Origin of the sequence: Achromobacter sp. D10 (genome assembly GCF_035282245.1) — a bacterium.
GTDB classification, from domain to species: domain Bacteria; phylum Pseudomonadota; class Gammaproteobacteria; order Burkholderiales; family Burkholderiaceae_B; genus Achromobacter; species Achromobacter insolitus.
In genome coordinates this window covers 23,084-36,061 of sequence record NZ_JAYJLE010000014.1, presented here as the reverse complement: position 1 = coordinate 36,061, position 12,978 = coordinate 23,084, and the positions used below count along the sequence as shown (strand labels likewise).

The window sequence follows — 12,978 nt, the reverse complement described above, 5'->3', positions numbered from 1 at the left end:
TTGATGCGCGTCAAGGCGCGCCCGGTTCAATTGATGTGAACCTGGCGCGTTTCCGGTAGCATGGAGCTACCTCACAAACAGGAGCAGGCAAGATGTTCAAGAAGATCCTGATTCCCACCGACGGTTCCCCGCTCTCGGCCCAAGCCGCCAATGCCGGCATTTGCTTCGCGCGCTCCGTGGGCGCGGAAATCGTCGCGCTCTACGTGACGCAGCCCTTCGCAGCCACGATCGGTTTCGACGGCATGGCCGCCGCATACGCCATTACCGACGAAGACTACGAAAAGGCTTCCGCCGAGCAGGCTGACAAGTATCTCAAGCAGATTACCGACCGCGCCGACACCGCCGGCGTGAAGTCCGAGTCGCGCGCCGTGTCGAACTTCAACGTGGCCGATGGCATTGTGCAAGCCGCCGCCGACGCCGGCTGCGACCTGATCTTCATCGGTAGCCACGGTCGCAGCGGCCTGTCGCGCCTGCTGCTGGGCAGCGTCACCGCCAAGGTCCTGTCGCTGGCCAGCACCGCTGTGCTGGTGTACCGCGTCAAGGAAGAAAAGAAATAGCCTGCCCCAAACAGGTGCAAGGCAGACAAGCCCCTCGTTCGCGAGGGGTTTTTTTTTGCTCGCAAGAATGTTTTTTCCGCCGGGCCGCCCCAAGGAAAAAAAGCCTCCTCGGCGGGCAGAGAGCCACGTAGTGGCGAAGCGTGGGGGCCTATATAACTTGTCGCATGGCGCGTAATATTTATGCATCAGTGCGGGCGCGATTTCGCCATTCCCAAACACCCTGCGCGGCATGGCGCCCGCCGCGGCAAGGCCCGGTCGGGCTTGCCGTCTTCGCCCCGTAGTTCACTGCAAGGGAAGAGGCCATGACTCGCAAGACGCGTATCGAGCTATACCGCAATATCGGCATCAGCGCCCATATCGACGCGGGCAAAACAACCACCACCGAGCGCATCCTCTTCTATACCGGCATCACCCACAAAATCGGCGAAGTGCACGATGGCGCCGCCGTGATGGACTGGATGGAGCAGGAGCAGGAACGCGGCATCACCATCACGTCGGCCGCCACCACGGCTTTCTGGAAGGGCATGGCCGGCAACTACCCGGAACATCGCATCAACATCATCGACACGCCGGGCCACGTGGACTTCACCATCGAGGTCGAGCGTTCCATGCGCGTGCTGGATGGCGCGGTGATGGTCTACGACGCCGTGGGCGGCGTGCAGCCTCAATCCGAAACCGTCTGGCGCCAGGCCAACAAATATAAAGTGCCGCGGTTGGCCTTCGTCAACAAGATGGACCGCGTCGGCGCGGATTTCCTGCGCGTGCAAAGGCAGATCGCCGAACGCCTGAAGGGCGACGCCGTGCCCATCCAGCTGCCTGTTGGGGCCGAGGACCACTTCGAGGGCGTGATCGACCTGGTGAAGATGAAAGCCATCATCTGGGACGAGGCCAGCCAGGGCGTGCGCTTCGAGTATCGCGACATCCCGGCCGCGATGCAGGCGCAGGCGCAGGAGTGGCACGACAAGATGGTGGAGAAGGCGGCGGAAGCCAATGAAACCTTGCTTGAAAAGTATCTGTCGGGCGAACCGCTGACCGAAGAGGAGATCAAGCAAGGCTTGCGCATGCGCACGATCGCCAACGAAATCGTGCCCATGCTCTGTGGCAGCGCATTCAAGAACAAAGGCGTGCAGGCCATGCTGGACGCGGTGATCGATTACATGCCGTCGCCCGTGGACGTGCCCGCCATCAAGGGCCACGATCAGCGCGACCATGAAATCGAACGCCATCCCGCCGACAACGAACCGTTCTCGGCCCTGGCCTTCAAGATCATGACGGATCCCTTCGTGGGCCAGTTGGTGTTCTTCCGCGTTTATTCTGGCGTGGTGAAATCGGGCGATTCGGTTTTCAATCCCATCAAGGAAAAGCGCGAAAGGCTGGGGCGCATCCTGCAGATGCATGCCAACGAGCGGCGCGAGATTACCGAGGTCTATGCGGGCGACATCGCCGCGGCGGTGGGCATCAAGGACGTCACCACCGGCGACACGCTGACCGATCCTGCGCACGTCATCATCCTGGAACGCATGGTCTTTCCCGAGCCGGTCATTTCCCAGGCCGTGGAGCCCAAGACCAAGGCCGACCAGGAAAAAATGGGCATTGCATTGGGCCGCCTGGCGCAAGAGGATCCTTCTTTCCGCGTGCGCACGGATGAAGAGTCCGGCCAGACCATTATTTCCGGCATGGGCGAGTTGCACCTGGAAATTCTGGTCGACCGCATGAAGCGTGAGTTCGGCGTCGAGGCCACCGTAGGCAAGCCCCAGGTGGCGTACCGCGAAACCATCCGCAAGACCTGCAACGAGGTCGAAGGAAAATTCGTCAAGCAGTCCGGCGGGCGGGGCCAGTACGGCCATGTGGTGCTTAAGCTGGAGCCCCAGGAACCGGGCAAGGGCTACGAATTTGTCGATGCCATCAAGGGCGGCGTGGTGCCGCGCGAATTCATCCCGGCTGTCGACAAGGGTATACGCGAAGCGCTCAATGCCGGCGTGTTGGCGGGCTATCCCGTCGTGGACGTGAAGGCGACGCTGTTCTTCGGGTCATACCACGATGTGGATTCGAACGAGAACGCCTTCAAGATGGCGGGCGCGATGGCGTTCAAGGAAGGCATGCGCCGCGCGGACCCTGTGTTGCTTGAACCGATGATGCAGGTCGAGGTGGAAACGCCCGAGGACTTCACCGGCAACGTCATGGGCGATCTGTCGTCGCGGCGCGGCATGGTGCAGGGCATGGAGGACATCGCGGGCGGTGGCGGCAAGCTGGTGCGCGCCGAAGTGCCGCTGGCCGAGATGTTCGGCTATTCGACGTCGCTGCGGTCCCTGACCCAGGGGCGCGCGACCTACAGCATGGAGTTCAAGCACTATGCGGAAGCGCCGCGCCAGGTCGCGCAGGAAGTGATGGCGGCCCAGGGCTCGGGCCGCTGAGCCTGCGTGGCGCGTGTCAGGCGGGGGCGGCGGCCGTCGGGGCCGCCGCGCGCATGCGCGACGAGGCCAGCTTTACGCCCAGCAGGATCATCACGAATCCATAGGCGTGGAACAACTGCGGGGTCTCGCCTAGCAGCGGCCAGGCCAGCAGCGCGGCATACACCGGCACCAGGAACATGGACAGCCCTGCCGTAGCGGGGCCGGCCAGGCTGATCAAACGGCCGTACACGTAATACGCGCCCAGGCTGGGCACCACCGCCAGGAACAGCAGCACGGCGGCCAGGCGCGGATCGCCCCAAGGCGGCGTGGCGCCGGCGGCGGTCTCGATGGCGGCAAAGGGGGCCAGCGCCAGCACGCCGCCCAGCATCATGGTCGCCAGCCGGGCGCTGTCCGGCACCGCCGGCAGGCTCAAACGTTTTTGCAGCACCGTATAGAAGGCCCAGCCGGTCGCGGCCAGCAATACCCACAGATCGCCTTGTCCGAATGCCAGCTTGGCCAGTGCCTGCGCGTCGCCACGCGCCAGCACCACCAGCACCCCGCTCAGTGCCAGCATCAGGCCGGCGCCGCGCAGGGCGGATAACGGCTTGCGCCAGATGGCGGCCTCCAGCAGCGCCACCAGGATGGGGCTGCACGAAAAGATCAGCGCGATATTGGTAGCGCTAGTGCTCTGGGCGCCGATGTATTGCGGCGCTACCGCCACCCCCATGCCCAGCACGGCCAGTGGCGCCAACGACGGCAGGGCGCGCCGCAGGGCCTTGCGGTGCGAGCGCAAGGCGGGCGCGGCCAGCGGCAGGAGGATCAGCAGGGCGATCAGCCAACGGCCGAAGGCCAGGAAGACGGGAGGGAGACTGGCGTCATGGGCCCAGCGGGCCGCCACCATGTTGGAGGCGAATAGCGCCGGAGCGGTGAAAAGCATGGCGGCGCCGGAGAGGCCCAGGCCGGTTCTTGCGGGTGCTGCTGCGAGAGACATGGTTTCCTGCCGCGCGGATCGGCGCGCGGCGTGCTGCGTTGGAACTACCGGCGCCTGCGCCGGGTTGTGCCGCAGCGTTGACACCGAAATCGGACAGCCGGGATAGTTGGCCGTCTTGCAGGAAAGTCTACGGGCAGGGACGCAAAATAGGTTTCCTCATTCACGCCAAATCGGCCGAATTTGAAAAATATATATCCTGTAAAATTCGAATTTTTAGGGATATTCTCTTTTCCCGCCGCGTTCCATGTCCATGCCGCCCAAAATCGACGAAACCGACCGCAAGATCCTGCGCGCCTTGCGCGCGGACGGACGCCTTACCAATCTGAAGCTGGCCGAACAGGTGGGCCTATCGCCCACGCCATGCTGGAACCGGGTCAAGGCGCTGGAGGAGGCCGGCGTGATCGAGGGTTATGCCGCCCTGCTGAACCAGAAAGCGCTGGGCTTGCCGGACACCGTGATGATCGAAGTGACGCTGGAGCACCATGACGACGATACGCTGGCGCGTTTCGGCGAAGAAATCACCCGGCTGCCGGAAGTGGTCGAGGCCTTTCTCGTGACGGGCGAATACGACTATCTGATCAAAGTGGCGGTGGCGGGCACCGAAGGCTACGAGGAATTCCTGCGCAAGCGGCTCTACAAGCTGCGCGGCGTGCGGCACAGCCGATCCACATTCGTGCTGCGTCGCCTCAAGCACACGCCTTCGGTCGAACCCTGAATACACGCGTCTTCGGCCCGGTCTCGGCCCAGCGGCCAGGCGCGGTTCAGCCGCCGATGAATGTTTCGATGGCGCCGTTGAAGGCGCGCGGGTTGCCCAGGTTCATGCCGTGCGAGGATCCGGTGATGGTTACCCGCTCTGCTTGCGGCAACCATTGCGACAGCGCGTCCAACACGGCGGGGTAGGGCGCGGGACTGAGCGCGCCACCGATCAGCAGGGTCGGCAGCTTCAGCGTGCTGATCTGCGCCGGCGTCAGCGCTTCGGGCTTTTCCTCGGCCTGGCCAAACAGGGTGCCGACGTTGTCGCGCACCATTTCCTTGAACCAAGGCACCATGCGCTGCCAGGTGTCGGGACCCGTTACCGTATCGACGAAGAGCGCCAGCCCCGCTTCGATCTCGCCGTCGCGGATGAGCGCGAGCGCCCGCTGGCGAAAGCCGCCGCGCAGGTCGTCGTCGCCGGGCAGAGGCAAGCCGGGATCGGCCAGGGTCAGGGTGCGCAGTGCATCGGGCTGGCGCAGTGCCGCTTCCAACGCGACGCGGCCGCCGCGGGAATGGCCCACCAGATGGGCAGGTCCGCCCGCCACGCTATCGATGAACTCCAAGACGTCCTTGGCATGTTGTTCGATCGAAAAGCCCTCGCCTTCACCGTTCCAGGTTTCGGGCCAGTAGCGACGCAGGCATACCGCCAGTACGCGGAACGATTTGCCCAGGGGCGCCATTTGCGACTTCCAGTACCGGCAGTCGGACAAGGATCCGTGCACCAGTACCAGAGGCGTGCCGCGGCCATACTCGGTGTAGGACATGGCGTAGCCGTCGATCAGGGCGGTTTGCAGGGGCAGGACGGGTTCGGAACGCATGGGTGTCGGATGGGAAAGCCAGGTCCGCATTCTAGCCCGCTGGCGCTTCGCCCCGGCGCTGATAAACTCGTTTTCCGACATGCCGGCGCGCTATCCGCGCCGGATTCCCTCTTTCAACGGAGCCGCCCTGATGTCCCCCGAGTCTCTTGCCGCCTTGCCCGAGTCCGCCCAGCGCGTTGCGCGTCTGCTGCTGGAGTTGGGGCATGACAAACCCGTGGTCGTCCTGCCGCAGACCGGCAAGACATCGGCGGAAGCTGCGGCCGGCCTGGGTTGTGAAGTCGCGCAGATCGCCAAATCCATCATTTTCCGGCGCGCCGCCGACGATGCGCCGGTGCTGGTGATCGCCAGCGGCGCAAACCGCGTGGACGAGGCCAAGGTGGCCTCGCAAGTGGGCGAGCTTGCCAAGGCGGACGCAAAATTCGTGCGCGACATGACCGGGTATGCGATCGGCGGCGTGTGCCCCATCGGCCACGCGGTCAAACCGGTGATGTTGCTGGACGCGGATCTCTTCAACTACGACAGCCTGTGGGCCGCCGCAGGCCATCCGCATGCGGTGTTCAACCTGACCCCGCGGCAGCTGGCGGACATGACCGGCGCGCCGGTCGTGGACGTGGCCTTGCGCGCCTGAATTGCGCGGATCAGTGCGGGCGCGCTTCCAGCCCGTCGATCAGCACTTGCCGCAAGCCGCGCGAACACGCTTCCACACGGCCTTGAACCCCATACACTGCCGCCAGCGAGGCGGGAGTAATCACGTCCGCCGGCAAACCCGCCGCATGCAGCCGGCCGTCATGGATCATGACGGCCCGGTCGGCGTGCTGCAGCGCTACATTGAGATCGTGCAGCACGATGATGCTGATCAAGCCGTGTTCCCGGGTTTCCTGCCGTAGCAGCCGCATGACGTGGAACTGGTAGTTCAGGTCCAGCGCCGACAGAGGCTCGTCCAGCAGCAGCACGCGTGGATGCCGAATCAGGGCTTGGGCCAGTCCCACCAATTGCTTCTGTCCGCCAGACAGTGAATCCAGATACTGCAAGGCCAGGTGGGCAATACCTAGCCGCTCCAGCAACCGGTCTATGGCCTGCATGTCCACCGGCGAGGCCAGCCCATCGCCCGCCTTGGCCGCTACCAACACGGATTCGAATACCCGCAGGTGTACGGCGGCAGGCAGGCCCTGGGGCAGGTAGACGACCTGGCGCGCGCGCTCACCGAAGCTTTGCCGGACGAGGTCGCGGCCGTCCAGCGGCGCGCTACCCGCGCGCACGCGCACGAGTCCCGCCAGCGCTTTGAGCAGGGTGGATTTGCCGCTGCCATTGGGACCGAGCAGGGCGGTTACCTGGCCTGCGGGCAACTCGGGTATAGACAGGGCATGCAGCACTTCCGCCCGCCCGTAGCCGGCCGTGAGACCCTGCACGGACAGCGCCGGCGCAAGTGAGGGGCTGGGTGCGGTCATGGCATCTGTCGGCGCAGCACGACCGACGCGAAGAAGGGAATGCCGACCAGGGCGGTCACGATGCCGACCGGCACGATCACGCCCGGCATGAGGTTCTTGGATGCAATGGACGCCAGGGACAGGATCACCGCGCCCACTAGCGCGCTACCCGGCAGGAAGAATCGGTGATCCTCGCCAAACAGCCGCCGCGCAATGTGCGGTGCAACCAGCCCGATGAAGCCGATCGTGCCAACGAAGGCCACCGCCAGCGCCGACAGCAGGCTGACGCGGGCCAGCGCTGCGACGCGCACGCGGCGCACGTCCACGCCAAAGCTCGCGGCGCGGTCCTCGCCCAGGCGCAGCGCAGTCAGTTTCCACGATTGGCGCATGGCCAACGGCAGCGCCAGGGCATAGGCCGCCGCCAGCACGCCAACGGTGGTCCAGCTGGAGCGCGACAGGCTGCCCATGGTCCAGAACACCAGGTTCTGCAAAGCCTCGGCGCTGGCCATGAACTGCACCAGGGATACCAGGGCGTTGAAGGTGAATAGCATGGCAATGCCGAACAGCACCACGCCCGACGTATTCATGCCGCCCCAGCGGGTCACGGCATCCAGCATCAGCGCCGCCAGCATGGCAAACAGGAAGGCGTTGCCAGCCACCAGCCAGGCTGCCGGGATGCCCGGCAGCCCCAGCTGCAGCACGATGGCCAGCGAGGCGCCGAAAGCGGCGGCGGACGATACGCCCAGCGTGAAGGGGCTGGCCAGCGGGTTGTTCAGGATAGTCTGCATTTCGGCGCCGGCCATTCCCAACGCCATGCCGACCAGCGCGGCCATCAGCGCGGAGGGCAGGCGGATGTCCCATACGATTACGCGCGTTGTCGGGTCGGCTGCCGCCGGGGCAGTCAGGGTCTGCCAGAGTTCGCCCCAGGGCAGGCCCGCAGGCCCCACCGTGAAGTCCGCCAGCAGCGCAATGAAAAGCGCCGCCAGAAGCAGGGCCATAAGCCCTGCCCGGCGGCGCAGGATGTGCCGGTAGGCGGCAACCGCGCTTGCGGTTGGCGGCATTACTGCAACAGCTGCAGGCGGCTCTTGGCCGTATTGGCGGCCGGCGTGGTCGGGTAGTCGCGGACAATGCGCTGCAACGTCGTCTTGGCGCCGGCGCGATTGTTCATCTCGATCTGGCTGCCGGCGATGACCAGCAGGGCGTCCGGCGCGCGCGCGTTGTCCGGGGCCTTCTGGACCATGGCGTTCAACTGCTCGATGGCCCCCTTGAAGTCCTTCAGGGCATAGCGGCTGCTACCCAGGTAGAACTGGGCGCTGGGGGCAAGCTGGCTGGCGGGGTACAGGGCGGTGAACGCGGCCAGCGATTCGGAGGCTTCCTTGTACTGGCCCTTGCGGAACAAGTCGATCGCACCGTCATAGGCGGCTTGTTCCTGGGCATCTCCAGCGGCCGCTCCCGGCGGATTCGCGCTGCCAGCGCCGCCGCCCGGCTTGGCCGAAGGTTGCTGGCGCGACACCAGTTCCAACTGGTCGCGCAATTGGGCGACTTCCTGTTGCAGGGCCTGGATCTGGTCGGCCAGTTGCAGCTTGGCGCGCTGGCTTTGTTCGTTCTGTTGCTGCACCTGTTGGCGCAAATCCAGGATGGCCCGGCGGGCTTCATCGTCGGAAAAAGCGTGGGCGGGCGCCGTCAGGGCTGCAAGCACCAGGCCGGTGGCCGCAATCAGAGGACGCAGGGACAGAACGTTATCGCGCATGAAAATTCCCGGGTATAAAAACAAACGTCGGGACGGCCGGTTGACCGTCCCGACGCGTGGTAGGGCTCTAGACTATACGAAAAAGCTTAGCGGCGATAAACGATATCGGCGCGGCGGTTTTCCGCGAAGTCAGCTTCCGACGTGCCAGTCGCCTTCGGCTTTTCTTTACCGAAGCTGATGGTTTCGATCTGGTTGTCGCTGACGCCCAGCAGGGTCATCATGCGGCGCACTGCGTCGGCACGGCGCTGGCCCAGGGCCAGGTTGTATTCAGCGCCGCCGCGTTCGTCGGTGTTGCCTTCGATCTTGATGGTCTGCTGCTGATGCGAAGCCAGGTACTTGGCATGGGTTTCGACCAAGCTGCGGTACTGGTCCGACACCGTGTAGCTGTCGAAGTCAAAGTACACCGAGCGCTGTTGCGCCAGGATGCTTTGGGGGTTGAAGGGATCAAGGATCTGGCCAGAGGCCGAGGATCCTTGGCCAGCGCCTCCGCCCTGACCCGCTTTATCGTCGAGAGGGACGGAGCTGCAAGCTGCCAGGGCGGCAGCCAGAGCGGCGATGGTTAGGCTTTTGGCAATGCGCGACTTCATGATAGTTCCTTTGCAAAGAGAGTCACACGTGTTATCGGGTAAATGGGCCCCAAGTCGGTTCACGTATTTCCCCGTTCAGTACCGAAAGCGTCTGCCGTACGCGGCCATCGCTCGAGACACCTGCAAGCACGCTACGGCCGTTTTGGATGGCTGCGTAAAGGACTTGCATTCCATTCGGCGCAAAACTCGGGGACTGATCGTCACGACCATCAGTCAACAAGGTCTCGGCGCCTGAGGACAGGTTCAACGACGCGATGCGAAACGCGCCGTCGCGTCTTGCAACGTACAGTAGCGTCGATCCGTCGGGGGAAATTCGGGGTGATATGTTGTAACCACCATTAAACGTGAGGCGGCGAGCTTCGCCGCCACTCGAGCCGGTCTGATAGATCTGCGGCCCGCCGCTGCGGTCACTCGTAAAGATAATGGAAGCCCCGTCTGGCGTAAAGCTCGGTTCGGTGTCAATCCCGGGAGAACGCGTAACTCGCGTCGGATTTGAGCCATCGGTCGCGCCAACGATGTAAATTTGCGACAAACCATCGCGGGTCAAAGCCACCGCCAGCTTGGTGCCGTCCGGGGACCAGCCCGGTGCACTGTTGTTACCTTTGAAGTTGGCAACCGGAGCGCGCGCGCTGGACGCGAGATTGTGCACGTAGACGACAGGTTTGCCGGACTCGAAGCTCACATAGGCCAGCTTGGAGCCATCGGGCGACCAGGACGGCGAAATGATGGGTTCGCGCGAACGCAGGGCAACCTGGGGATTCTGGCCGTCGGCGTCAGCCACCTGCAATTCGTAGGTGGCGCCCTTCTTCAGCACGTAGGCGATGCGGGTCGAGAACACGCCGCGAACGCCGGTGATCTTCTCGTAAATGCGGTCGGCGATCTGGTGCGCCACGCGGCGCAGTTCCTGCTCCGTGCCCGAGAACGCCACGCCGTCCAGCTGGCTCTTCTTGACCGTGTCGGCCAAGCGGTAGCGGACATCGTAGCGGCCGTCGGCGCCACGCGTGATGCTGCCATAGGCGATGAAGTCGGCGCCCTTGCCGCGCCAGTCGTCGTGCGCGATGGGGGAGTCGACGTTCAGGCCCGAACCGGCGGCGTTGATCAGACGGAATTGGCCGGTGCGGGTCAGGTCGGCGCGGATCACTTCGGCCAAGGCGCGGCCATGGGTGTCATCGACGGCGAAATCGGCGATGGCCACGGGGTATTGGGTGGCCCCGGTGCCGGAAATGTCGACGCGCAGCTGCGCATGGGCGGGCTTGATGGCCATCAGGCAGGCCAGCGCCAGCATCAGCAGCCCGAGTCCATACGATCGCCAGAGAGCGAGGGGGGGTACTCGTCGGCTATAAGCGGGAGTCATATTCATCAATCTCCTGTCAATCATACATTCTGTACACAACGTCAATAATGGGTTCGTAGCGGCCCGTGGAGGGCTTCGGGAACGGGTTGCAACGGCGGATGCCGGTCTCGACCGCGCGGTCGAAACCGGGGTTGCCCGAAGAACTGGTCAAGGTGACGCCATTGACCTTCCCGTCAGAACCTAACTGTACCCGGTATTGTGCCGTCGGATTTTCCGATCCGCTGCGGGCCGGAGGCGGATATGCCACCCCAGGCTGCACGCAGGCGCGGACCTTGGCGCCATAGCCGCTGTCTCGTCCGCCGCCCGCCTGGTTGCGGTCGGCCGTGCCGCCGGGGATGCCGGCAGCGCCCAGGGCGTCATTGCGGAAGGCGTCCTTCAAGGCCTTGTCGGCGGCGGCCTTCTTGGCAGCTTCTTCCTTGGCTTTCTTTTCGGCAGCAGCCTTCTCGGCGGCGGCCTTCTTCTCGGCAGCGGCCTTTTCGGCGGCGGCTTTTTCCTGGGCTGCCTTCTCGGCAGCGGCCTTCTCGGCGGCAGCCTTCTCCGCCGCGGCCTTCTTGGCGGCGTCGTCCTTGGCCTTCTTTTCGGCGGCAGCCTTGTCGGCCGCGGCCTTTTCCTGGGCGGCTTTCTCGGCAGCAGCCTTTTCGGCGGCTTGGCGTTCCTGCTCCAGGCGCTTCTTTTCCTTCAATTCAGCCTGCTTGCGCTCTTCTTCGAGGCGCGCCTTTTCCTTGGCGGCTTCGGCAGCCTGGCGTGCCTTCTCCTCTTGCTCGCGCTTCTTCTTGGCTTCCTGCAGCGCGATCTCGGGGTCGACCTCTTCGGTCTTGGGCTGGGCCTGGACCTCAGGCTTGGGCGGCGGAGGCGGCGGAGGCGGCGGCTCCGGGGCCTTCTCGGGCTCGGGCTCAGGCTTGGGCTCGGGTTTTGGCTCCGGCTTGGGCTGTTGCTTCTGGGGTTCGGGTTGGGGCGTGGGCGGCGGGGAGTCGGGCGAATTGCCGTCGGCCCAGAGTTGCACCTGCACGGGGCCAGGGTTCTCCGAGCGCCAGTTCACGCCAAAGATCAAGACGATCAGCAGCAGCACGTGCACCGCCACGGCCAGAATCAATGCTTTCCGGTTGTCGTTATTGGGCGGGGTGGCCGGTGGGCCGCTGCGGTGTCGGATTATGGGTGGCGTCATGAGCGTTGCATGCCGGCAGCGCCGGCGGAAGGCGTCGCGTTAGCGTTTTTTCGCGGGTGCGGGCTGGGAAGCGCCGCCGGCGGACTGGTCCACCAGCAGACCCAGGCGGGTGATGCCATTGGTGCGAAGTTCGTCCATGACCTTCACGACCGTCTCGTAGGGCACCTTGCCGTCGGCGGCAATGACCACCGGGGTTTCCGCGGTAATGCGCGAGCGCACTTGCGCCACCAGCTCGGGGCGCGCGATGTCCTGCATGGTGGCGCCGGGTTCGCGCACGCGCAGGGCGATCTTGCCGTCTTCCGAAATCTGGACTTCCAGCGGTTTGACCGGCACGTCCGAGGCCGCTCCTACCGAGGGCAGCTGGATCAGGCCGGGCGTGATGAGGGGGGCCGTCACCATGAAGATGACCAGCAGCACCAGCATCACGTCGATGTACGGCACCACATTGATGTCGGCCTTCATGCGGCGGCCGGACCTGCCGCGTGAGCTTACCGAGGGCATTAGCGCACCTGCCGTTGCAGAATGTTCAGGAATTCATCGACGAAGCTGTCGAAACGGATCGAGATGCGGTCGATGTCGTTCGTGAAACGGTTGTAGGCGACCACGGCGGGAATTGCCGCGAACAGGCCGATGGCGGTGGCGATCAGCGCTTCCGCGATACCGGGAGCCACCGAGGCCAGCGTGGCTTGCTGCATGTTCGACAGGCCGATGAAGGCGTGCATGATCCCCCAGACCGTGCCGAGCAGGCCGATATAGGGGGACACGGAGCCGGCCGAGGCCAGGAAGTTCAGGTGCGATTCCAGCGAATCCATTTCGCGCTGATAGGCGGCGCGCATGGCGCGGCGCGGACCATCCAGCAGGGCGGTGGCATCGCCGGAGGAGTTGCCGCGGCGGGCCTTCAGGAACTCGGTCATGCCGGCATCGAAGATGCGGGCCAGCGCGCCCTGCTCATCGCGGCGCGAGGCCACGGCCTGTTGCAGCATGGACAGGTCGCCGCCCGACCAGAAATCATCTTCGAAGCGGCGGGTCTGGGCATGGGCCCGCTTGATCGCCAGCCGCTTGGCGAAGATGTAGGTCCAGGACATGATCGAAATGCCCAACAGCATCAGCATGATCAGCTGGACCGGCACGCTGGCGTGCGAAATCAGCGAAAGCAACGACATGTCGTTGGTGACTTGCATGG

General features: G+C 64.6%; 14 protein-coding genes. 4 read left to right on the top strand and 10 right to left on the bottom strand.

Going from position 1 to position 12,978, the window contains the following annotated elements; all coding sequences use genetic code 11:
* Positions 1-92 precede the first annotated feature (92 nt).
* Both VCS63_RS25995 and fusA read left to right on the top strand, forming a co-directional pair.
* Positions 93-557, top strand: a complete 465-nt coding sequence (locus VCS63_RS25995; RefSeq protein ID WP_042796378.1) for a universal stress protein — start codon at positions 93-95, stop codon at positions 555-557.
* Positions 558-859: 302 nt separating this feature from the next.
* Entirely contained in the window at positions 860-2,971 is a 2,112-nt protein-coding gene (gene fusA / locus VCS63_RS25990) for an elongation factor G (protein ID WP_175198833.1), read from the top strand.
* Between the two features lie 16 nt (positions 2,972-2,987).
* Here the strand turns inward: fusA and VCS63_RS25985 are convergent, their stop codons facing one another.
* Entirely contained in the window at positions 2,988-3,941 is a 954-nt protein-coding gene (locus tag VCS63_RS25985; protein WP_323881452.1) for a DMT family transporter, read from the bottom strand.
* Between the two features lie 244 nt (positions 3,942-4,185).
* On the opposite strand from VCS63_RS25985, the gene VCS63_RS25980 reads away from it, so the two are divergent.
* Entirely contained in the window at positions 4,186-4,656 is a 471-nt protein-coding gene (locus VCS63_RS25980) for an Lrp/AsnC family transcriptional regulator (protein WP_063639720.1), read from the top strand.
* Positions 4,657-4,702: 46 nt separating this feature from the next.
* On the opposite strand, the gene VCS63_RS25975 is transcribed toward VCS63_RS25980, so the two are convergent.
* Positions 4,703-5,512, bottom strand: a complete 810-nt coding sequence (locus VCS63_RS25975; protein ID WP_042796381.1) for an alpha/beta fold hydrolase — start codon at positions 5,510-5,512, stop codon at positions 4,703-4,705.
* A gap of 130 nt (positions 5,513-5,642) precedes the next feature.
* Between VCS63_RS25975 and VCS63_RS25970 the strand changes: the two genes are divergently transcribed.
* Complete coding sequence (locus VCS63_RS25970; RefSeq protein ID WP_042797546.1) at positions 5,643-6,140, top strand: YbaK/EbsC family protein; 498 nt, start codon at positions 5,643-5,645, stop codon at positions 6,138-6,140.
* 10 nt (positions 6,141-6,150) lie between these two features.
* Here the strand turns inward: VCS63_RS25970 and VCS63_RS25965 are convergent, their stop codons facing one another.
* The 8 genes from VCS63_RS25965 to tolQ form a co-directional block, all read right to left on the bottom strand.
* Positions 6,151-6,960, bottom strand: coding sequence for an ABC transporter ATP-binding protein (locus tag VCS63_RS25965; protein ID WP_323881450.1), 810 nt, complete (start codon positions 6,958-6,960; stop codon positions 6,151-6,153).
* Entirely contained in the window at positions 6,957-8,000 is a 1,044-nt protein-coding gene (locus VCS63_RS25960; RefSeq protein ID WP_063639718.1) for a FecCD family ABC transporter permease, read from the bottom strand. Before VCS63_RS25960 ends, VCS63_RS25965 begins: the two co-directional genes overlap by 4 nt.
* Entirely contained in the window at positions 8,000-8,689 is a 690-nt protein-coding gene (gene ybgF / locus VCS63_RS25955) for a tol-pal system protein YbgF (RefSeq protein ID WP_164793443.1), read from the bottom strand. The genes VCS63_RS25960 and ybgF overlap by 1 nt, the downstream gene beginning before the upstream one ends.
* Before the next feature lie 86 nt (positions 8,690-8,775).
* A complete protein-coding gene (gene pal, locus VCS63_RS25950; RefSeq protein WP_042796384.1) occupies positions 8,776-9,276 on the bottom strand; it encodes a peptidoglycan-associated lipoprotein Pal in 501 nt (166 codons plus the stop codon).
* A 31-nt stretch (positions 9,277-9,307) separates the two neighbouring features.
* Complete coding sequence (tolB, locus tag VCS63_RS25945; protein ID WP_042797547.1) at positions 9,308-10,630, bottom strand: Tol-Pal system beta propeller repeat protein TolB; 1,323 nt, start codon at positions 10,628-10,630, stop codon at positions 9,308-9,310.
* 16 nt (positions 10,631-10,646) lie between these two features.
* Positions 10,647-11,795, bottom strand: a complete 1,149-nt coding sequence (gene tolA, locus VCS63_RS25940) for a cell envelope integrity protein TolA (protein ID WP_042796385.1) — start codon at positions 11,793-11,795, stop codon at positions 10,647-10,649.
* A gap of 39 nt (positions 11,796-11,834) precedes the next feature.
* Complete coding sequence (locus tag VCS63_RS25935) at positions 11,835-12,296, bottom strand: ExbD/TolR family protein (protein ID WP_042796386.1); 462 nt, start codon at positions 12,294-12,296, stop codon at positions 11,835-11,837.
* The gene (gene tolQ / locus VCS63_RS25930) at positions 12,296-12,976 is read right to left on the bottom strand and encodes a protein TolQ (RefSeq protein ID WP_042796387.1); all 681 of its coding nucleotides are present in this window, start codon (positions 12,974-12,976) and stop codon (positions 12,296-12,298) included. Before tolQ ends, VCS63_RS25935 begins: the two co-directional genes overlap by 1 nt.
* Between the last annotated feature and the right edge of the window lie 2 nt (positions 12,977-12,978).

What these genes read in the sequence shown, in the direction of transcription:
- VCS63_RS25935 (WP_042796386.1), bottom strand. Translation starts at nt 12,296, where the DNA reads ATGCCCTCGGTAAGCTCACGCGGCAGGTCCGGCCGCCGCATGAAGGCC.
- tolA (WP_042796385.1), bottom strand. Translation starts at nt 11,795, where the DNA reads ATGACGCCACCCATAATCCGACACCGCAGCGGCCCACCGGCCACCCCG.
- VCS63_RS25995 (WP_042796378.1), top strand. Translation starts at nt 93, where the DNA reads ATGTTCAAGAAGATCCTGATTCCCACCGACGGTTCCCCGCTCTCGGCC.
- tolQ (WP_042796387.1), bottom strand. Translation starts at nt 12,976, where the DNA reads ATGCAAGTCACCAACGACATGTCGTTGCTTTCGCTGATTTCGCACGCC.
- VCS63_RS25975 (WP_042796381.1), bottom strand. Translation starts at nt 5,512, where the DNA reads ATGCGTTCCGAACCCGTCCTGCCCCTGCAAACCGCCCTGATCGACGGC.
- VCS63_RS25960 (WP_063639718.1), bottom strand. Translation starts at nt 8,000, where the DNA reads ATGCCGCCAACCGCAAGCGCGGTTGCCGCCTACCGGCACATCCTGCGC.
- pal (WP_042796384.1), bottom strand. Translation starts at nt 9,276, where the DNA reads ATGAAGTCGCGCATTGCCAAAAGCCTAACCATCGCCGCTCTGGCTGCC.
- VCS63_RS25965 (WP_323881450.1), bottom strand. Translation starts at nt 6,960, where the DNA reads ATGACCGCACCCAGCCCCTCACTTGCGCCGGCGCTGTCCGTGCAGGGT.
- tolB (WP_042797547.1), bottom strand. Translation starts at nt 10,630, where the DNA reads ATGACTCCCGCTTATAGCCGACGAGTACCCCCCCTCGCTCTCTGGCGA.
- ybgF (WP_164793443.1), bottom strand. Translation starts at nt 8,689, where the DNA reads ATGCGCGATAACGTTCTGTCCCTGCGTCCTCTGATTGCGGCCACCGGC.
- VCS63_RS25985 (WP_323881452.1), bottom strand. Translation starts at nt 3,941, where the DNA reads ATGTCTCTCGCAGCAGCACCCGCAAGAACCGGCCTGGGCCTCTCCGGC.
- VCS63_RS25970 (WP_042797546.1), top strand. Translation starts at nt 5,643, where the DNA reads ATGTCCCCCGAGTCTCTTGCCGCCTTGCCCGAGTCCGCCCAGCGCGTT.
- fusA (WP_175198833.1), top strand. Translation starts at nt 860, where the DNA reads ATGACTCGCAAGACGCGTATCGAGCTATACCGCAATATCGGCATCAGC.
- VCS63_RS25980 (WP_063639720.1), top strand. Translation starts at nt 4,186, where the DNA reads ATGTCCATGCCGCCCAAAATCGACGAAACCGACCGCAAGATCCTGCGC.